At 68.2% G+C, this 19,895-nt stretch carries 14 protein-coding genes; 9 read left to right on the top strand and 5 right to left on the bottom strand.

The window, feature by feature from the left end; genetic code table 11:
* Positions 1-44: 44 nt before the first annotated feature.
* The 4 genes from AC3EO7_RS28145 to dnaA form a co-directional block, all read right to left on the bottom strand.
* Entirely contained in the window at positions 45-608 is a 564-nt protein-coding gene (locus AC3EO7_RS28145; protein WP_431972422.1) for a DUF721 family protein, read from the bottom strand.
* A gap of 374 nt (positions 609-982) precedes the next feature.
* Positions 983-2,164, bottom strand: coding sequence for a DNA replication/repair protein RecF (recF, locus tag AC3EO7_RS28150; RefSeq protein ID WP_435592876.1), 1,182 nt, complete (start codon positions 2,162-2,164; stop codon positions 983-985).
* Between the two features lie 54 nt (positions 2,165-2,218).
* The gene (gene dnaN / locus AC3EO7_RS28155) at positions 2,219-3,394 is read right to left on the bottom strand and encodes a DNA polymerase III subunit beta (RefSeq protein WP_431972420.1); all 1,176 of its coding nucleotides are present in this window, start codon (positions 3,392-3,394) and stop codon (positions 2,219-2,221) included.
* An 844-nt stretch (positions 3,395-4,238) separates the two neighbouring features.
* A complete protein-coding gene (dnaA, locus tag AC3EO7_RS28160) occupies positions 4,239-6,272 on the bottom strand; it encodes a chromosomal replication initiator protein DnaA (protein WP_431972419.1) in 2,034 nt (677 codons plus the stop codon).
* 607 nt (positions 6,273-6,879) lie between these two features.
* On the opposite strand from dnaA, the gene rpmH reads away from it, so the two are divergent.
* From rpmH to AC3EO7_RS28195, 7 genes are all read left to right on the top strand, one after another.
* Positions 6,880-7,023, top strand: coding sequence for a 50S ribosomal protein L34 (gene rpmH, locus AC3EO7_RS28165; protein WP_005516618.1), 144 nt, complete (start codon positions 6,880-6,882; stop codon positions 7,021-7,023).
* Positions 7,024-7,044: 21 nt separating this feature from the next.
* Positions 7,045-7,518 carry a ribonuclease P protein component gene (rnpA, locus tag AC3EO7_RS28170; protein WP_431972418.1) on the top strand — a complete coding sequence of 158 codons (474 nt, stop codon included), beginning with the start codon at positions 7,045-7,047 and terminating at the stop codon, positions 7,516-7,518.
* The gene (gene yidD / locus AC3EO7_RS28175) at positions 7,515-7,868 is read left to right on the top strand and encodes a membrane protein insertion efficiency factor YidD (protein ID WP_431972417.1); all 354 of its coding nucleotides are present in this window, start codon (positions 7,515-7,517) and stop codon (positions 7,866-7,868) included. Before rnpA ends, yidD begins: the two co-directional genes overlap by 4 nt.
* A gap of 4 nt (positions 7,869-7,872) precedes the next feature.
* A complete protein-coding gene (yidC, locus tag AC3EO7_RS28180; RefSeq protein WP_431972416.1) occupies positions 7,873-8,961 on the top strand; it encodes a membrane protein insertase YidC in 1,089 nt (362 codons plus the stop codon).
* A gap of 123 nt (positions 8,962-9,084) precedes the next feature.
* Positions 9,085-9,591: a Jag family protein gene (locus tag AC3EO7_RS28185; RefSeq protein ID WP_431972454.1), complete on the top strand. Its 507-nt coding sequence runs from the start codon at positions 9,085-9,087 to the stop codon at positions 9,589-9,591.
* Positions 9,592-9,763: 172 nt separating this feature from the next.
* Entirely contained in the window at positions 9,764-10,552 is a 789-nt protein-coding gene (gene rsmG, locus AC3EO7_RS28190; RefSeq protein ID WP_435592877.1) for a 16S rRNA (guanine(527)-N(7))-methyltransferase RsmG, read from the top strand.
* Positions 10,553-14,910: 4,358 nt separating this feature from the next.
* Positions 14,911-15,033, top strand: a complete 123-nt coding sequence (locus AC3EO7_RS28195; protein WP_435592878.1) for a hypothetical protein — start codon at positions 14,911-14,913, stop codon at positions 15,031-15,033.
* 1,611 nt (positions 15,034-16,644) lie between these two features.
* Here the strand turns inward: AC3EO7_RS28195 and AC3EO7_RS28200 are convergent.
* Positions 16,645-17,127, bottom strand: a complete 483-nt coding sequence (locus tag AC3EO7_RS28200; protein ID WP_435592879.1) for a hypothetical protein — start codon at positions 17,125-17,127, stop codon at positions 16,645-16,647.
* Positions 17,128-17,826: 699 nt separating this feature from the next.
* On the opposite strand from AC3EO7_RS28200, the gene AC3EO7_RS28205 reads away from it, so the two are divergent.
* Together AC3EO7_RS28205 and AC3EO7_RS28210 are read left to right on the top strand one after the other, a co-directional pair.
* Positions 17,827-18,777 (top strand): ParA family protein, encoded by a 951-nt coding sequence (locus AC3EO7_RS28205; protein ID WP_431954254.1) that lies wholly within the window; start codon positions 17,827-17,829, stop codon positions 18,775-18,777.
* 70 nt (positions 18,778-18,847) lie between these two features.
* Positions 18,848-19,873: a ParB/RepB/Spo0J family partition protein gene (locus AC3EO7_RS28210; RefSeq protein ID WP_435592880.1), complete on the top strand. Its 1,026-nt coding sequence runs from the start codon at positions 18,848-18,850 to the stop codon at positions 19,871-19,873.
* Positions 19,874-19,895 lie beyond the last annotated feature (22 nt).

The raw sequence follows: 19,895 nt of genomic DNA on the forward strand, positions 1-19,895 counted from the left end.
GCCAGAGCGGATTCGGCACTCGACGACCGAGCCCTGGCGGGCGATCAGCCGTACGTGTCGCGCGGACCGCGACCTTTGATGTGCCGCTCGCCCTTGCGCCAGCTGGGCGCGGCGGGGCCGGAGATCTTCAGCTGGGTCACCACGCCGTGGCCGACGGCGGCGTTGATCTTCGCCAGGATCTGGCTCTGGAGCATGCGCAGCTGGGTCGCCCACGCGGTGGACTCGGCGGCGATGCTCAACACACCGTCCTTGAGCGCGATCGGGGTGGCATGCGAGGCGATGTCCTCGCCGACGACACCCGCCCAGCGGCCCAAAACCGTGCCCTCGGCGACCTTGCCGTCCCAGCCGCGGCCCTTGGCGATGCGGGTGGCGAGATGAGACAACAGCTGGGGATCGCGGTCGTCGGGGCGCGCGCCGGACCAGCCCGTGCGCCTGCGCGCGCCGGTACGCAGCTTCCGAACCGGCGAGGCCCTGCCCTGCCCGACCGACTTCCCGCTGGCCTTGGCCGCGGCCCGCGCCTCTTCGAGCGCGCGCCTGGCCAGGTCGATGCCGCGCAACTGCGGCTCACCGCCGGGCTGCTGAGCGCCCTGTTCGGGCTGATCAGTCATCGTCCCGCTCCGTTCGACCGCCTGGTTTGTCCCCAGATCTTGCTCTGTTGTCCCCAACCGCAGGCCGGTCGGGTTCGACGCCGAAACGCCCGGTCAGCGCACCGACCGTCGCGGGGTCGAACGCCTGTTCGTGGCGTTTTCCGGAGGTGCGGCGCAGTGCGGCCGCGATCGCCGAACGATTCCGCACCACTGTGGGAGAACACCTTTCGGCGAGGTTCTCCACAGGCGCTGGGGATGAATCGACAGTCCCGTCCCGACCCCGGTGCAGGGCAACTGTACGGGAGCCCGCCGACGAACCGTCGCACGCGTCGCCGCTCGCCCCGCGTCGGTGTTCCCCCTCTGTGCACAACCCGCGGACTTCCCTGTGGACAGCTTCAGGCGAATCCCGGTGCGGGCTCGACGATGCGTGAGGTGCGGTGCGTCGATTCCCCGGTGGTTTCCACCCGGAGCGGAACCGCGGCCAGTTCTTCTGGCACGTCCTCGGGCACTGCGGCGGTGATCAGTACCTGTTCGGCGCCCGCCGCGACCTCGGCGAGCGCGGTGCGCCGCCGCCGGTCGAGTTCCGCGAAGACGTCGTCGAGCAGCAGCACCGGTTCGGCTCCGGTCGAGCGGAGCAGGTCGAACGCGCCGAGGCGAAGGGCGAGAGCGAAGGACCAGGACTCGCCGTGGCTGGCGAAGCCCTTGGCAGGGGCGTCGCCGAGAACCAACTCGAGATCGTCGCGGTGCGGGCCCACCAGGCAGACACCGCGGTCCAATTCCTTGGACCGCGCCGCGGCGAGCTCCCGCAGCACGATCTCCTCCAGCGCCGCCGTGTCGCCTGCCTGCGGCTCCCGTGCGGGATCGAGGAACTCCGGCGGCAGATAGGCGCTGCGGTAACCGATTGCGGCGGGCCGGGATTCGGGCGCGATCGACCGATAGGCATGGGCGAGATGGGGATACAGGTCGTGCACCAGCCGTAACCGCTCGGCCAGCAGCACCGAGGCGTGCTCGGCCAGGTGCCCGTCCCACACGTCGAGGGTGCTCAGGTCGGCCCGCGATCTCGCTTGCCGCCCAGCGGTTTTCAACAGGGCGGAGCGCTGGCGCAGCACGCGGTCGTAGTCCGCGCGAACGCCGGCCAACCTGGGAAGCCGGGCTGTGCACAACTCGTCGAGGAATCTGCGGCGCTCCCCCGGGTCGCCGCGCACCAGCGCCAGATCCTCCGGCGCGAACAGCACGGTCTGCAGAATGCCGAGTATCTCCCTCGGTCTGCGCACCGGCGATCGGTTGATCTGCGCGCGATTGGCCGCGCCCTGGTTGAGCTCCACGTCGACGCGCAGCTCACGACCGGTGTTGACCACCGTGGCGCCGATCCGCGCTCGCTGCGCGCCCATCCGGATCAGTGGCGCGTCGGCGGCCACCCGGTGCGAGCCCAGGGTGGCCAGATAGCCGATCGCCTCGAGCAGGTTGGTCTTGCCGTTGCCGTTCGATCCCAAGAAAACCGTTCGGCCTGGGGATAATTCGAGTTCCGCGTGCTCCCAGGAGCGGAAGTCGCGCAGCGACAGCGCTCGGATGAACATTCGCTACACCGCCCCGGTCACCACGGGCGACGGCACCGGATCACGCACAGATGCTCAGCCCGGGAGCCGGACCGGCATCAGCAGGTAGATGTAGGAGCTGGCCAGCGCGGCGAAGGACCCGGAGTCGAGCACCGCGGGCTCCTCCTCGCTCGCCGGAAGCAGCACCGCGGGACGGCTGGGGGTGGTGAACCCGAAGGTGACCCGGTCGGAATGCAGCGCGGACAGGCCGTCCACCAGGTAGCCCGGGTTGAAGGCGATGGTCAGCGCTTCGCCGCGGAAATCGGCGGGCAGCCATTCCTCGGCGCGACCCGCGTCGTCGCCGCCTGCCGAGAGCAACAGGCCCTCGCTGGAGAACTCCAGACGCACCTGTGCACCGCGCTCGGCGACCAGGGCGACGCGCTTGATGGCCTCGGTCAGCGCCGCCACTTCCAAGGTGGCGATGGACGTGTGCTCCTTGGGGAGCAACTGACGGAACTTGGGGAATTCCGCGTCGAGCAGCCGGGTGGTGGTGCGGCGGCCCGCGTTGACGATGCCGAGCAGACCGTCCGAGCCCGCGCCGGTGCCCAGCGAGAGCTGCACGGGGGCGTCGGAGGGGCCGAGCGTCTTGGCGGCCTCGGACAGCGTGCGCGCCGGGATGAGCACCGAGGTCTCGATATCGGTGCGGGCGGGCTGCCATTCGATGTGGCGCACGGCGAGCCGGAAGCGGTCGGTGGCCGCGAGAACGACCTGGGGACCCTCGATCTCGACGCGGATACCGGTGAGCATCGGCAGGGTGTCGTCACGGCCCGCCGCGACGGCGACCTGGCCGACGGCCTCGGAGAAGACGTCCACACTCAGTTCACCGGTCTGCTGCGGCACTTCGGGGAGCTGGGGATAGTCCTCGACGGGCATGGTGGGCAGCGAGAACTTGGCGCTGCCACAGGAGATCAGCACGCGGGTGCCGTCGACCGAGACGTCCACCGGCTTGTTGGACAGCGCCTTGGTGATGTCGGCGAGCAGGCGGCCGGAGACCAGGACCTCGCCGGGACCGGCGACCTCGGCCGCGACGCGCATCTGCGCGGAGACCTCGTAGTCGAATCCCGAGACGGTCAGTCCGTCCTCGCTCGCGACCAGCAGCACGCCACCCAGCACCGGCACCGGAGGCCGGGACGGCAGGCTGCGCGCGACCCAGGCGACGGACTCGGCGAAATCCTCTCGAGCGACCCGAAACTTCATGCTCGCAAGCTCCATCGCCCGATCTGTCCTCTCCCGGTTCCGTGATCCGTGTATTGCGTCCGTCCGAACACTGTTGGCTCGGACAGCGTGCTGGCTCGACAGCGTGTGGTTCTCGTCAGGGGGTGCTGGATCGGCCGCACCAGCAGTCTGGCACAGGCGACCGACTTAAAACCGTACCCGCGTGTGGCGCGGCTACCTAGTCCGACCCTCGATTCGCGCTCGCGTGTCCGGAGCGGATGTCTCTGTGTGCGACGGACCGGTCCCCTCTTCTCCTTGCCTGTGCAGACGAGTGGCTCCCGACCGGACGTTGCTCGACCGACTTTCCACACACCCTGTTTTGAAGAGAGATCTATAAGAAGAAGAACTGAAGTAGTAGTAGGCACTGTGGAATCTGTGGACTGAGCCCGTTTGCGCTGGTCCGGGGGTGTGGTGCGGTGGGGATGGCCGTCGGGTGACTCGAGGATGAATTCGAGGCGTCTGTGGAGGTTCGAAAACTGTCCCCCGTTCATCCTCGAGCCGTCCTCGAGTTGTTCCACCGGATTCACCCTGTTGTTCACACGTGTGCACCATTCGGTGGACAGCTCGAGGAATCCTCGAGGACTCCACACGGACTCCTCGAGGATTCCACAAGCCCTCGACCGAGACGAGGCTGGTCAGAGCCTGTGGGCAGATATCGATGGGGATGATGTTGATATCCGGCTGTGAGTGAAGGCCGACGGACCCATCCCCAGTCCTGTGCACCAACCGGTGGACAAACCGGTGGATTCCTCGAGGACTCCACAAGGATTCCTCGAGGAATCCACAACGCACAAAAAAGCACCGCCCCTGGTCAGAGGCGGTGCTGGGTTGTGGAGAACGCTCAGCGCGAGCGCTGTTTGATTCGGGCTGTGAGTTCCTGGACCTGGTCGTAGACGCGGCGCCGTTCGGTCATCTCCTTGCGAACTTTCTTCTCCGCGTACATGACCGTGGTGTGGTCGCGGCCGAACGCCTGGCCGATCTTGGGGAGCGATAGGTCGGTGAGCTCGCGGCACAGGTACATGGCAATCTGTCTGGCCTGCGCCAGCGGCCTCGCCTTGCCGGGGCCGGTCAGCTCCTCCAGCGTGGTGTTGAAGTACTCCGCGGTCACGGCCATGATCGTCGCCGCGTTGATCTCCAGCGCGGCGGTGTCGGGCATCAGATCCCGCAGCACCACTTCGGCCAGGGGCAGATCCAGTGGCTGACCGTTGAGCGAGGCGAACGCGGTGACCCGGATCAGCGCGCCTTCGAGCTCGCGGATGTTGCGTTCCACCCGGCTGGCGATCAGTTCCAGCACGTCGTGCGGCACGTCGAGCCGATCCATCCGCGCCTTCTTGCGCAGAATGGCGATGCGGGTCTCCAGTTCCGGCGGTTGCACGTCGGTGATCAGGCCCCACTCGAACCGGGTCCGCAGCCGCTCCTCGAGGGTGGCCAGCTGCTTGGGCGGACGGTCGGAGGAGACCACGATCTGCTTGTTGGCGTTGTGCAGCGTGTTGAAGGTGTGGAAGAACTCCTCCTGGATGCCTTCCTTGCCCTCGATGAACTGGATGTCGTCGACCAGCAGGATGTCGGTCTCGCGGTAGCGGCGCTTGAACGCCACCTTGCGGTCGTCGCGCAGGCTGTTGATGAAGTCGTTGGTGAACTCTTCGGTCGACACGTACTTCACCCGCATGCCGGGAAACAGCCGCTGGGCGTAATGACCCGCCGCATGCAGCAGGTGCGTCTTGCCGAGGCCGGAAGCGCCCCAGACGAACAGCGGGTTGTAGGCCCGGGCGGGCGCCTCGGCGATGGCCACCGCCGCGGCGTGCGCGAAGCGGTTCGAGGCGCCGATGACGAAGGTCTCGAAGGTGTACTTCGCGTTCAGGCTGGCCGACGAGTTCGCAGGCGCGGGGCTCTCCTGGCTCTTGGCGAAGTACGTCGGCCAGTTGTTGCGCACGTTGACGACCGGTTCGTCGTCGGGCTGCTCGGTGCGCAGCCCTTCGCCGGGTTCGCGGACCGATTCGTGCGCGGCGGGCGCGGCCTCGCGCAACGGCATCCGGGCGGGCCCGCGCATCGGTGCGGGACCCGGCTCGGGCGTGAACAGGGACTCCTGTCCCGGCGGAGTCGAATCCCGCCGCGAACCCATCCCCTGCCGCGGCCCGGTCGACACCTCGGGGACCTGCGCGCCGGGCTCGGCCGGGCCCGGGTAGTCGCCCGCGATCGGCGAGCGGTAGGCCGAGGTCGGATAGTCGTCGGCCGGGTAGTCCGTGCTCGGCGGGTACTCGGGCGCCGGGGTGTATTCGGCCGCGGGGTTGTATTCGGAAGCTGTGCTGTACTCGGGTGCGTACTCGGCGGCGGGCGCGTAGTCCGGAGCCTGGGGATAGTCGGACGAGTACTCCGGCGCGGGCGCGTAGTCCGACTGCTGGGCGTACCTCGGGGCGGGGTAGTCGGTGCGGCTCGGCGGATCGGCCGGGAAACCGATGGGGCCGCGCTGCGTCTCCCTCGGGCGCTGCGCTTCCCGGTTTCGGTGGGCCGTCTCCCTGCTTCGCTCGGGGCGGCTGGTCATCCTGGCGTGCCGGGGATTGGCGGCGGAACGATCGGCGCTCGATGTGGCGGGCGCCGCGATGCGCACGCCGAGGCCCTCGACCTGGGGACCGAGGCGGCGGGCGAGCGAGCGGAGGATGGGTTCGCGCAGGTCGCGTTCGATGGCCTCCTGGGCCAGCGACGAGGGCACCGAGAGCAGGGCGAAGCCCTGGGCCACGGTGATCGGCTTGACGAGTTTGAGCCAGGCCTGCTGTGCTCGGGTCACCGCCGCGATGGAGCCGTCGTCGGAACCGGTGGTGAGCTCGGCAATCACCTCGGGCCACACGGTGGCCAACACGTTCTGCTCGTCGTCCATGCAGTTTCCTCCCCGGATGTAGGTCGATAGGAGCAGACGGCCGGGGTACGCGAGCAGGTTCGAGAATGGGCTATCCTGTGATCCCGCGTACGTCCGTAGCCGTGTGGACGCTGCTCGGATTCCCCCGTACCAAGGCAGCGGCGCTGGCGCCGTCGGCCTACGAATATGCCACTCCAGGGGTCTTTCCACACAATTATCCACAGATGTGGAAAACCCTGGGGAAATGTCGAACGGGCTCGGAGTTCGCGGAGATCGCGCCCCGACCTGGGGTTCTGTAGCAACCGTCTGGCAACACGTCGCTCATGGCGCCCTTCGGGACGCCTAGGGGTGTGGACGAAGTCACGAAGACGCCCGGGCGCGTCGCGCACCGGAGCCCTCGATTCGGCCTCGGGGGCCGAGTTTGACCCGTCTCCAGCGGATCAGTACCCTCGTACAGTCACCCCTTGGTGCGGTGGCGGTCCTGTGCTGACCGTGTTTGGTCGTTGAACGACCGTGTGCGCCAGGACCGACGCGCGCCGATGATGACATCGCGATTCATCGCGCACATACGTATCACCGACAAGCTTCGGGCGCCGAAGGGCGCCCACCAACTCGAGGAGTGTTGACCGTGGCCAAGGGCAAGCGGACGTTCCAGCCGAACAACCGTCGTCGGGCGCGGGTTCACGGCTTCCGCCTCCGGATGCGCACCCGTGCGGGTCGCGCCATCGTTTCGGCGCGTCGCCGCAAGGGCCGCGCCGAACTCACTGCCTGATCCTCGCTCTCGGACGCTCGGGTGTTGCCTGAGCCGTATCGGTTGCATCATCGTGCCGACTTCTCCCGGACGGTGCGCCGCGGCCAGCGAATCGGGAGGCGAGATCTGGTCGTACACGCGCTCGTGCACGGGTATGACGGAGTTGTGGGCGCTGATGAACGACACGGTTCTCCGGTAGCAACCGGAGCGATCGTTCGTGTCGGCGGGCCGAGGTTCGGATTGATTGTCAGCAAGGCGGTGGGCTCCGCGGTGGTTCGGCACCGGGTGGCCCGCCGCCTGCGTCATATGTGCGCCAAGGTGATCAGCGAACTGCCTGCGGACGCTGACATCGTGATCCGGGCACTGCCCGGCGCCGCGAACGCGGAATCCGACGAACTGCTGCGGCAGTTGCGCAGCGGATTGCGCAAACTCGGTGTCGCACAGGCCCCCGGCCGGACCGACGGACGGGCTCGACCCGTCGCCGCCGTGCCCGCGGACGCGGACGTTTCGTCGTGAAGTTCGCCGCCACCCTGGCCCGGCTGCCCGCTCGTACGCTGATCTTCCTGATCGAGCTCTACCGGACTTATGTCTCCCCCACACGGATGCCGGTGTGCCGCTTCACCCCGACGTGTAGCGAGTACGCGGTCACCGCGTTGCGTACCAGAGGGCTGTTCGTCGGCCTCGTATTGACGGTCGTGCGATTGGCCAAATGCGCGCCCTGGCACCCTGGTGGGTGGGATCCCGTTCCCGAGCGCAAGCAGCGCACACGGAACGAGGCTGCGGCCGACGCCCCGACGTCGGCGCCACACGCTTGTAAAGGATCGCCGCGCGCGGCGATCGGCGACACGAACGACGGGAGTGCATAGAGCCGTGCTCGACTTCATCTACTACCCGGTGTCCTGGATCTTGTGGTTCTGGCACCGTGCTTTCGCGGCGATCCCTGGCCTGGGCAAGGACAGCGGCCTGGCCTGGGCGCTTGGGGTGGTGTTCCTGGTCTTCACGCTGCGCATCGTGCTCTACAAGCCGTTCGTGAAGCAGGTGCGAACCACCAAACAGATGCAGGAATTGCAGCCCCAGATCAAGGAGCTGCAGAAGAAATACAAGAACGACCGCCAGAAGATGGCGGTGGAGATGCAGAAGCTCCAGAAGGAGCACGGCTTCAACCCGCTGATGGGCTGTCTGCCGATCCTGGCGCAGGTGCCGGTCTTCCTCGGTCTGTTCCACGTCCTGCGTTCGTTCAACCGCACCGGGCACGGGTTCGGTCAGCTGGGCATGACGCCCGAGGAGAACGCGAACACCGCGAACTACGTCTTCAACGCGGCCGACGTCCAGTCCTTCCTGAGCGCCCGCATCTTCGGCGCGCCGATCTCGGCGTTCATCACCACCCCGGCCAACGAACTCCTCGCCTTCGCCGACTACGGCGGCGTTCCGAGCCGGGTGAGCATCGCCCTGGTCGCCATCCCGCTGATGGTGATCGCCGGTCTGGCGACCCACTTCAACGCCCGCGCCTCGGTCGCGCGGCAGACCCCGGAGGCCGCCGCCAACCCGCAGGCGGCGATGATGAACAAGCTGGCGCTCTGGGTCTTCCCGCTCGGCGTTCTCGTCGGTGGTCCGTTCCTGCCGATCGCCATCCTGATCTACTGGGTCTCCAACAACATCTGGACCTACGGCCAGCAGCACCTCGTCTTCGGCCGGATGGCCAAAGAAGAAGAGGCCAAGAAGCAGGCCAAGCTCGAGCAGCGCGCGCAGAACGCGCCGAAGCCCGGCGCCAAGCCGGTGAGCACGAAGAAGAAGCCGGCGGCGGCCGCGACCGCCGCCGACGCAGAGCCGTCCGATGCGGAACCGTCGTCGAACGGCACCCCGAAGTCCGCGGCAGGCAAGGCCCCCGGACAGCGCAGGCCCGGTGGGCAGAAGCGCTCCGGCACCCGGGGCCGGCCGAACCAGAAGCGTCGCCGCTGACCGCCGAGCAACCCTTGATCGCGCTACTGCCCGGCGCCGAGCGCCCGGCGCGCGCGATGGACAGATGAAGGAATCCAAATGACTGTTGAAACCGACGGAGGGGACGCCACCGTGGCAACGACGATGGTGAACGCCGGAGCGGATGCCGGCGACGTGGCGAGCGATGCCGAGGAAGCCCTGATCGAAGAGGGCGAGATCGCGGGCGACTATTTGGAACAGCTGCTCGACGTGCTCGACTTCGACGGTGACATCGACCTGGACGTCGAAGGCGACCGGGCCGTCGTGAGCATCGATGGCGGACGCGACCTGTCGAAGTTGGTCGGCCGCAACGGTGAGGTCCTCGACGCGCTCCAGGAGCTGACCCGCCTCGCGGTGCAGCAGGCCACCGGCGTGCGCAGCCGCCTGATGCTGGACGTCGCGGGCTGGCGCGCCAAGCGCCGCTCCGAGCTCAGCGCGCTCGGCACCGCCGCCGCCAAGCGGGTGCTGGAATCCGGTGAGCCGGAATCGCTCACGCCGATGACGCCGTTCGAGCGCAAGATCGTGCACGACGCCGTCGCGGCGATCGATGGAGTCAGCAGCGAGAGCGAGGGCGTGGAGCCCAACCGCTTCGTGGTGGTCGTTCCGGGCTGATCGCCGGGCCTATCCGGTGGACGGCGCGTTTCGTCACGCTGACGATTGATGATTGGATTGGCCTCTGGTCTTCGGACCGGGGGCCTTCTCCATGCCGGGGCGTCGCGGCCTCTCGGTCGCTCGCGCAACCCCGCCCCTATCGTGCAATGTGGTCGACCTCGAGCTCGGAAGGATGTTTCACGTGGAACGACAAATCGGTGGAAGCGCCGAGCTGCCGACCGAGCTGGAGCCGCCCGCGGCGGCCGCCACGGTCTTCGGTGATCGGCTCGACATCGCCCGCCGGTACTGCGCCGCCCTCGCGACCGCCGGTGTCGAGCGTGGTCTCATCGGCCCTCGCGAGGTGCCACGGCTCTGGGATCGGCACATCCTCAATTGCGCGGTCGTCGCCGAACTCATGCCCGAGGGGGCGACCGTCGTCGACATCGGTAGTGGCGCGGGTCTCCCCGGGATCCCCTTGGCCATCGTCCGCCCGGACCTCCGCATCACCTTGGTCGAGCCGTTGCTGCGCCGCACCGTTTTCCTGAGCGAGTTCATCGAAGCGGCCGGACTGGACATCACCGTCGTCCGCGGCCGCGCCGAACAATCCGGCGTGATGAAAGAAGCGGGCGGCGCCGACATCGTCACCTCCCGCGCCGTAGCGCCCCTCGCCAAACTCGCCCAGTGGTCCCTCCCCCTCCTCCGCGACCACGGCCGCATGCTCGCCCTGAAGGGCGTCAGCGCGGCCGAAGAACTGGAGCGCGACGGTGAGTCGCTCACCCGCGCAGGCGCGGGGAAGTTCGAGGTCCTCGAATGCGGAGTCGGCGTGCTGGAAACGCCGACGTTGGTGATCAGCGCGGAACGCCTGCCGCGGGCGGAACGCGCGCCCCGGCGGCGTACGGAGAAGGAGGGGGCCCGCCGCGCGGGCGGTCGAGCCGAGGGCGGGGTGCTGCGCCGGGGTGTGGAGCGGCGTCGGTCGAAGTAGGTGGTTCCTTCTCGTCCGTGTGTGCCAGGTCCGTCGGGGCCGACGGGGCGAGCTGACCGCCCGTCTTGATCGCTGACCGTCGTTGGCTTCGAACTGATTGGGCCGTACGGCCCGTCCGCTTCCGGTCGTCGACTCGTTCGCTTCTCGCAGTCGCTGGATTGATTCGATGAGACGCACGGTCGGTCTGGTCTCCTGGTAAGGAATCTGGGAAGTGCGCGGCGCGATGGTGGGCATTCGTCGAGTGGCGAGTGCCTCACGCCCGTTTACATGGTTACCGCGTGGGGCTGTGCGGCTTTCGCGCGCACAATCGAAGGGCAGCCATCGTGGGTATAGATGTTGCCGAGCGCCAAGCGATTTCGCGCGAACGGTTCCGGCGGCGATCAGATCGGCGGGCACCCTGGTATGCGTGAGGCCGGTCGCGAAGCCGACCGCTGTGACCCGGCGGTCATCGAGTCCGCGTAGGCACGCTGAGCGTTCCTCGTGGGGCTGTCGGCTAGCTGGTGCAGTCGCGGTCGCGGTGATGTGTGGACTACTTCCCGCTATGGGGATGTACGGACGCCCAGCTGTCTGCTGGGTGGAACATTGCCATGCGGCGTCTAAAACTTTCGCCATTGCGTCTCTGGTGGTCGAGTGCGTGACATCTGGTACCCAGCGAAGTGGGCACGCTGGCCGAATCCGCATCGTTTCGACTTGGTGCGACGAGTGATCGAGTCTGGCCCTGTCAGTTGCGCGCGCGGCGTCTGGGCGGTTGGACGGTTGGACGCGTGGCGTCCAGTCGGTTGCCCAGGTGGCGTGTGGCGGTCGCTGTGTGGTGGAGCGAACGGTGGTGCGTCTCGATGTGGATGGGCATGCACACGTACGAGTTCGGTGCGCCGTGGCGGCCGCGCTGGTCACGTGGCGGCGCGGTGGGGTCCGTCCCGCCGAGGTGTGCCGTGCGCCGATACGGGTGGCTGTGCCGTGGGCGCTGTGGCCGCGTGGGAGCCGGGCAGGCGGGTGGGTCGAGAGAGGTACCGACGCGAGCGGTCTGCTGTCGGTCGGTCATGCGAAAGCAAGTTGTCGGTGTGGCAGCGCGGCGGTGTGTGGGTCCCCGTCGGACAGGTCGGGGGTGCGCACCGAATCACGCGCGATGCCGAGCGCGTCCGCGAGTCGCAACGGGAATTCCGCGCTGGGCGTGGAGGCGATGAGCACCGTCGCGGCCAGATTGACGTCACCGGCCTTGGCGACCGCCGCGCGGGCGGGCTCCAGCGACCTCGAGGAGACGGTCCGACGCTCGGCCTGCCACCGACGGCCGGGCGGGCGATGGACGACTGGCGACTGGCGACTGGCAGTCTCCGGTGGGCGGCGGCCTCTCGCCGGACGGGGCGACGGTTGCGCGGCAGGCGGGGTCGACGGCCGCGCGAGCGACGGGCAGCGGGCGACCGACGGCGATGGGCGACGGCAGTTGCCCCTGTGGCGCGGGCGATGGACGATGGCGGCGACCAACGCCCCGATCACCTTGCGCAGCACCCCGCCTCGCTTGCGCCGGGGCGGCGGTCGCGGAGGACGGGGCGGCGCGACGTACGCGGGCCCGCGCGACGGCCACACCGGCCCGAGCGACCGCGCCAGCAGTCTCCGGCGGGCGGCGGCCTCTTTGCCGAGCGGGGCGACAGTGGTGGGGGTGGACGGCTGGGTGAGCGACAGGCGAGCGACGACGGTAGGTGCCCGCAGACCAGGCGAAGGATGGCAGGCGACCGATGGCCGGGTGTGCGATAGACGATGGACGGCAGGCGCCCGCCGGCCAAGCGGCGGACGGCAGTCTCCTGCCGATGGCGGCCTTAGCGACAAGCGGCGACAGTGGCAGCGACGGCAGCCGCGCCGAACTATCGAGTAGTCGTGGGTTGGAGCCCGGCGCTAGTGGTTCTGCTGGCGGTACGTTCCGAGAACTCCTGCGGGAGCCATGTTCGATGTTTCACATGAAACAGGGCACCGTGTCGCAGACCGCAGAGCGAATCGCGCATGTCCAATGAGGTCTGGGCGGCGGCCTGTAGCGGACGGCGGCGTATGAACACAGGCGGCAACGGAAAGCAGCGGCGTACAACGGCAGCGGAGACAAACCATTGAGCAGCCCGGTGCGAGTGGTGTTGTGGGAAGCGCATTCCGTGGACTCGTGCGCGAGCCATGTCCGATGTTTCACATGAAACCAGCCGCCGAGCCGCCCACGGCAGAGCGGATCACGCCGACCTGTCCGGTGAAGTCTGGACGGCGTCTCGCCGTGAGTGCCCGTCAAGACAAGGATTGGATGACGCCGACGACGGACACGGTCGGAGGTCTGCTGTGATCCTCGGCCGAGGGCGGGCCGCGGACGCAAATGCCCATCCTCGAGGAGTTGGCGGCAACGCCCGACTCAGTCCGGGGCGTACGCGGCGTTGGCGGCAGACGAGGAGCGGCTGCGGGTTCCCGTGACAAATCGTCGGCCTGCGGGCTCCGTGAGATCCATGGCCGTGAATAGCGGAGACAGACCTCGGAGCGCGTGACCTACTCCCCTCCCCCATTGCCGCCGCACATGACTGATCGATTCGAGCGGCCGCGATCGCACGACGGCGCAGCATCATCAGCGGACGGGCAGCGGGTGGACCCTCCACCGCCGCTGCTTCACGTGAAACATCAGCTTCGATCACCCAGCGCATGGTGGCGCGCGAGCGAATGCGAGCGAGCCGCCGCCTGAGCCGCCGCCTGAGCCGCCGCCTGAGCCGCCGCCTGAGCCGCCGCCTGAGCCGCCGCCTGAGCCGCCGCCTGAGCCGCCGCCTGAGCCGCCGCCTGAGCCGCCGCCTGAGCCGCCTGAATCGCGGTAGCTTGGGACTCAGCCGGGGGCGCCATCGGAGGCAGATCAGGAGCCGAAGGGGCTGCGTGGCCGAAGCTGAAGCCTGAGACCGGAGGCGGCGCTGCGGCAGTTGCGGTTGGAGCCAGGGCCGAAGTCGGACTCGCGGTCGGACCAGGCGCTGGATCTGAGGCCGGAGCCGGAGCCTCAACTGGAGCCGTATTCATAGCCGGAGCTTCCGTAGAGGCCGGAGCCGAAGTCGCTGTCGCAGCTGGAGCCGCAGCCGGATGGGCTGCGGGCGCAGGAGGCGGAGTTGAAGCCGGAACCGAGGCCGGGCCGGAGCCGTATTCAGACCGGAGCTGCGGCAGGGGCTGGGGCCAGCCGCCGTCGGTGGAGCCGCAGCGGCAGCCGGAGGAGGTGGCGGGGCCCGAGGCGGAGCGGGGGCCAGGAGTCGCAGTCAGGGCCGGAGCCGGTGTGGACCTCAGTCCGAGGGTGGAGGCGGAGCTGGAGCCGAAGCTGAGGCCGGGGCCCGGAGTCGAGCCGTCGTTCAGCCGGAGCCGCACATGGATCCGCGGCCACCGCACGTGACTCATCGATTCGAGCGGCTGTGATCGCGCGACGGTGCAGCATCACCTACGGGCGGGCAGCCGGTGGACCCTTCTCCGCCGCTGCTTCACGTGAAACATCAGCTTCGATCGCCCAGCGCATGGTGGCGCGTGAGCGAGCCGCAGCCTGATCCGGCTGGAGGCCCAGCCGGACCGCAGCCGAGGCGGAGGCTGGAGCTGAATCTGAGGCCGGAAGCGGGAGCCCAAGCCGCAGCCGGAGCCCGAAGCGGAGCTCGAGCCGGTGCTGGAGTCGGGGCCGAAGCGGCTCTAGCCGGAGCTGAGGCTGCGGCTGAGGCCCGAGTTGGAGCCCGGGGCCGGGACCGAAGCTGAAGGCGGTGCTGGAGCCGCAGCCCACGCCGCGCCCGCACCCGCAGCTGGAGGCGGCGCGGAGCTGAAGCCGGGCCGGAGGCGATGCTAAGGCCAAAGCTGAATCCGGGGCCGGAGTGGAGCCGAAGCCGGGGCGGAGTCGAGCCGTTGTCCAGCCAGTCGGGGCGAGGGCTGCGATTCGTATCAGCGAGAGGACTTTCCTGGCGCGCTGTTCCGTTGGGATGGCAGGGTTCGCGCCTGCCGCGTGGCGCGTTGCTGTGAGGTCCGAGAGTTCCCGTGTCTCTGCGTTATCCGGCCCAGCAGTAACCAGATTCGCATCGTCGGGAGATACGCGGGTGATGGTGTGGAGGAGCGGCGGGGTCGGAGGCGGAGCTGGGCCGGGACGCGGAGCTGAAGCCGAGGCCGGAGGCGGCGCCGGAGCCGAAGCTGGAGCCAGTGCTCAAGGCAGCGCCGCACCCGCACCCGCAGCTGGAGGCTCGAGGGGCGGCGAGGAGCCGGATCTGAAGCCGGAGCTGGGGCCGAATCTGGAGCTGAATCTGGAGCTGAAGCGCAACTGGAGCCGCAGATGGGGCCGGAGTTACGGCACGGGCTGGAGCTGACGCCGAGTCGCAGCCGGAGGGGCGGCGGAGGTGGAGGTGGAGCTGAGCCCGAATCTGAAGCCGGGGACAGGAGCTGAAGCTGAGCCGGAGCCGGTGCTGGACTTCGAGCCGTGGCCGGAGAAGGAGCCGAAGCCGGGGCCGGAGGAGGAGTGAAGCCGGGGCCGCCGCAGTCAGACCCGGAACTGGGCCGGGGCTAGAGCCGAAGCCAGCGCCGTAGGCGGACCTCGGCCGCAGCCGGAGGGGCAGAGGGGCTGGAGCCGGAGCTTGCGCCACAGCCGCAGCCGCAGCCACAGCCAGGGCGGAGGCCGGAGCCGCTGCCGGAGCCGCGGCCGCCGCAATCAGAGCCGGAGCCGGAGCTCCGGTCGGGGCCGGAGCTCAAGTCGGTGCCGTAGGCGGCGCCGCAGCCGCAGCCGGACCTGTGGGGGCTTAAGTCGGCGCCGGGGCCTGGAGGTGAAGTTGGGGCCAGGAGCTGAAGCCGGTGCCGGGGCCGGTAGCGGTGGCGCAGCTTGGGGCTGAAGCCGGGGCCGCGTCTGAAGCCGTAGCCGGGGCCGGGGCCGAGGCGAAGCCGGGGCAGGGGGTCGAAGACCGGGCCGGGGCCGAGGCTCGAGCCAGGGCGGAACCGAAGCCGGAGCTGAAGCCGCCGCACGAGGCGGAGCCGTCGCCACAGCCAGAGTCGGAGGGTCGGCGGTAGCGTGGCCGGAGCTGAAGTCGGGGCCAGGCTCAGGCTGAAGTCGGGGGCGGAGTCGAGTCGTGGTTCAGCCAGCCGGGAGGGGGATGCGATTCGGATCGACAGAGTCGTCCTGGTGCGTTGACCCGTTGGCATGGTCGGCTTGGATCTGCCGCTTAGTGAGCGCAACTGTGGGGTGGGAGCATTGCCGTGTCTCTGGGGTATCCGGCGCGGTATCAAACGATTTGCACCGTCGTCGGGAGATGGGTGGGCGGTTGTGTGGTGGGGCGGCAGAGCGGCTGTACGGATTGATGTGGGTGCGAGTGGAGACTTCCCCTTGGGGGATGGGGAGTGTTCGATCGATGTTTCACGTGAAGCATCGATGCCCGGCGTCGGCGGTCGAGCTGGTAGGAGTTCGATGCGCGAGGGGTTCCCGGACTTCCTTCGGAGTCGAGTCGCTCTGCGCGCGCTGACGGGTGTTGTGGTTTGGATGTTTTCGCCGTGGGGCTCCGAACTGTTCAGCTGCGGTGGTTGGCTCGCGGCTGCCGCCAGCGTGGGACGGAGCCCGCGGAGCCCGACCGCTTCTCTCGTGAACTCGCAATAGTGCAGTGTCGCCGCGAATGCCGTGCGCGGACGTGTAGTCGAAAGTGGCGGCCCGCTCCCCGAGGACCGGCAGTTGCTTTCCGCGCCCTTCCTCGCCGAGGCGGACGGCAGCCCCCAATGGTGGTGCCGATGAGTCAGTCGCGCCGGCGGTTGCGCTGGGACCAGCTGCGACAGAGCGGTCGTGCCGGGAGTGCGTGCATCAGAACGATCGTGCCGAGAGAGCTCGCAGCAGAGCAGTCCTGCCGAGAGCGCTTGCAGCAGAGCAGTCGTACTGCGGGTGTTCGCAGCAGAGCAGTCAGACGGGGGGTGTTCGCAGCAGAGCAGTCAGACGGGGGGTGTTCGCAGCAGAGCGGCGGTGCCGAAGGTACTTGTGGCAGAGCAGTCGCGCCGGAGGTACTTGCACTAGAGCAGTTGCGTCGAAACAGTGCGGCGCTCGGAGCGCTGTCATTGCTGGAGGATTCGGAGCGATTCGAGGGACGGATCTTCCCTGTCGGCTACGTCGGGCGGCTCATTGGTGGGAGCGGCGGCGTGCCGTCAACCGCGCATCGGCAACTCGCGCTCTGGACTCCCCTGCTGCTCTTGGTAACCCGCCCTCCGATGCCGATGCCGATGCCGATGCCGTTGCCGTTGCCGTTGCCGTTGCCGTTGCCGTTGCCGTTGCCGTTGCCGTTGCCGATGCCGATGCCGATGCCGATGCCGGAGCCGATGCCGGAGCCGATGCCGGAGCCGATGCCGGAGCCGATGCCGGAGCCGATGCCGGAGCCGATGCCGGAGCCGATGCCGGAGCCGGAGCCGAAGCCGGAGCCGGAGCCGAAACCGAAGGCGGAGCCGAAACCGAAGGCGGAGCCGAAACCGAAGGCGGAGCCGAAACCGAAGGCGGAGCCGAAACCGAAGGCGGAGCCGAAACCGAAGGCGGACCAACGACCAGCGACAAGCCACCAGCGACAAGTCAACTGATGACAAGCGATGACTGACAAGCAATAACAGGACAACCGACGAGCAACGCCATCCCCACACCCGACCGACGACAGCAGACCGACGACAACCGTCGGATCCCCCATGCGGACGACTCCAGAGCCGCCTCCCGAAGCACTACCGCCCCTTCGGAACTAACGCAACAGCGATCCGGCACCGCACCAACAAACACATTGCTTCACGTGAAACATCGCCCACCCGTTGCCGCAACAGATGCGCAGATCCCTACCCACGACATCGCCGCAACCAGCCCCAACATCGAAAAGACGAGCCCCTATCTCAACCAAACTGCACTGCCGGACCAACCTCCACGCGCCCGAAAACCGAAACCGGACGCCCCCGAACCCCCATCCCCCCAGTGCAAACCACCTCCCCGCCGGAATTCCTGCGGTGCGCAACGCTGATTCGCGGCTATCTGCGTGTCGCCGCGATTCAACTTTCTTCTAGCGCTCAGTGCTGGCAAGCTAGTGTGCGTCGGGCGTGAGCGTTGGTGCCACGGTGGGATGTGGTGTGCGGGACAGCTCCGCTCGGTTGATCGGACGCCATCCCGATGGAGCATCATGTTCGATCCGACACAGGCTGTTGAAACACGGCGTCGGCATGGGCCGAGAGCACGTGGTCTGTAGTTCTCTGGTTAGGAGCTGTCTATGTCGAGCGGTCCGGCGAATGTTTCACGGGAAACCATGTCGCGCGTGCCGGGGATGCTGGACTCCAGCAACTTCGATGCGGAGGCCTTCGGAAGCACACCGTTCGGGCACATCTCCCCCAGTGAGACCCCGATTGCGGCCGAAGCTCAGCGCGCCAGTCAGATCTTGCATCCAGGAAAGGTGACAGTGCCGAAACCTCGCGAGCAACGGATCATCACCATCGCGAATCAGAAGGGCGGGGTCGGTAAGACGACCACGACGGTGAATCTTGCCGCGGCCCTGGCGCATCAGGGGATGAAGGTGCTCGTGATCGATCTCGATCCGCAGGGCAATGCCAGCACTGCGCTCGGCATCGAGCATCACTCGGGTGTCCCTTCCAGCTATGAACTGCTCATCGGCGAGGTCTCCGTCAAGGACGCTATCCAGCAGAGTCCGCACAACGAGCGGCTGCTGTGCATCCCGGCGACGATCGATCTCGCGGGTGCGGAGATCGAACTAGTCTCGATGGTCGCCAGGGAGGGCCGCCTCAAGGGGGCTATCCAGGAGGCCAATATCGCGGGCTACGACATCGATTACGTGATGATCGACTGCCCGCCGTCCCTCGGCCTGCTGACGGTCAACGCGATGGTTGCCGCCAAGGAGGTGCTGATCCCGATCCAGTGCGAGTACTACGCGCTGGAGGGCGTCGGTCAGCTGCTGCGCAATATCGGGCTGGTGCAGGCCCACCTGAATCCCGAGCTGCACGTGTCGACGGTGATCCTCACGATGTACGACGGCCGCACCAAGCTCGCCGACCAGGTCGCGGAGGAGGTGCGCGGCCACTTCGGCGATGTCGTGCTGCGCTCGGTGATTCCGCGCAGCGTGAAGGTCTCGGAGGCTCCGGGCTACGGGATGACCGTGCTCGATTATGATCCAGGCTCCCGGGGTGCGATGAGCTACCTCGACGCCGGACGTGAAATGGCCCAGCGGGCGATGGCCCGGCAGGCCGCGAACGGCGCGGAGTGATTCGGGTACTGGTGACCCGGGTCGGCGTGACCCGGGTCGGTGGCGAACGAGGGAAGGGATCGGTGGGCCGATGACTCAGGCGAAGAAGGGTGGGCTAGGGCGCGGTCTGGCCGCGCTGATCCCGACGGGCCCCGCGGCCACGCAGGGTCTCGGCAGCGCCGCGGCCAACGTCGTGATCGGTCTCGATCCCGTCGGTCCGCAGCCCGCTTCGGCCTATCTGCACCGCGTCCCCGATCCCACCGAAACCGCCGACGGGGCCGATCTCGCCTCCCCCGGCGGCGCGATCTACCGCGAGATTCCGCCGGATCAGATCGAGCCGAACCCGAAGCAGCCGCGACAGGTCTTCGAAGAAGAAGCGCTCGCCGAGCTGGTGCACTCCATCCGCGAATTCGGGCTCATGCAGCCGATCGTGGTGCGCCGCGTCGAGCCGGGCGTCGACCGCTACCAGTTGATCATGGGTGAGCGGCGCTGGCGGGCCTCCCAGGAGGCCGGTCTGGAAGCGATCCCGGCGATCGTCAGGGAGACCGCCGACGAGTCGATGCTGCGCGACGCCCTCCTGGAGAACATCCACCGGGTGCAGCTGAATCCGTTGGAAGAGGCGGCCGCATACCAGCAGCTGCTCGAAGAATTCGACGTCACCCACGAAGAACTGGCCACCCGGATCGGTCGATCCCGTCCGGTCGTCACGAACATGATCCGTCTGCTGAAGCTGCCGATCCCGGTGCAGCGGCGGGTCGCCGCGGGCGTGTTGTCCGCAGGCCACGCGCGCGCCCTGCTCGGACTGGACGCGGGCGCCGACGCACAGGAGGTGCTGGCCGCCCGCATCGTCGCGGAGGGACTCTCCGTGCGGGCCACCGAGGAAGCCGTCACGCTGGCCAACCGCGACCCGGATGCGGCCACTCCCCCGGCTCCCCGGCGCAAGCCGATCCACATGCCCGGCTTACAGGACGTGGCCGAGCGCCTGTCGAATTCGTTCGACACCCGAGTCACCGTGAGCCTCGGCAAACGCAAGGGCAAGATCGTCGTCGAGTTCGGGTCCGTGGAAGATCTGGAACGCATCGTCGGTCTGATGGAACAAGAGCAGCTCGGTCAGTAACAGAAAAGGCAAAATAACCCCG

Source organism: Nocardia sp. bgisy118 (genome assembly GCF_057708605.1).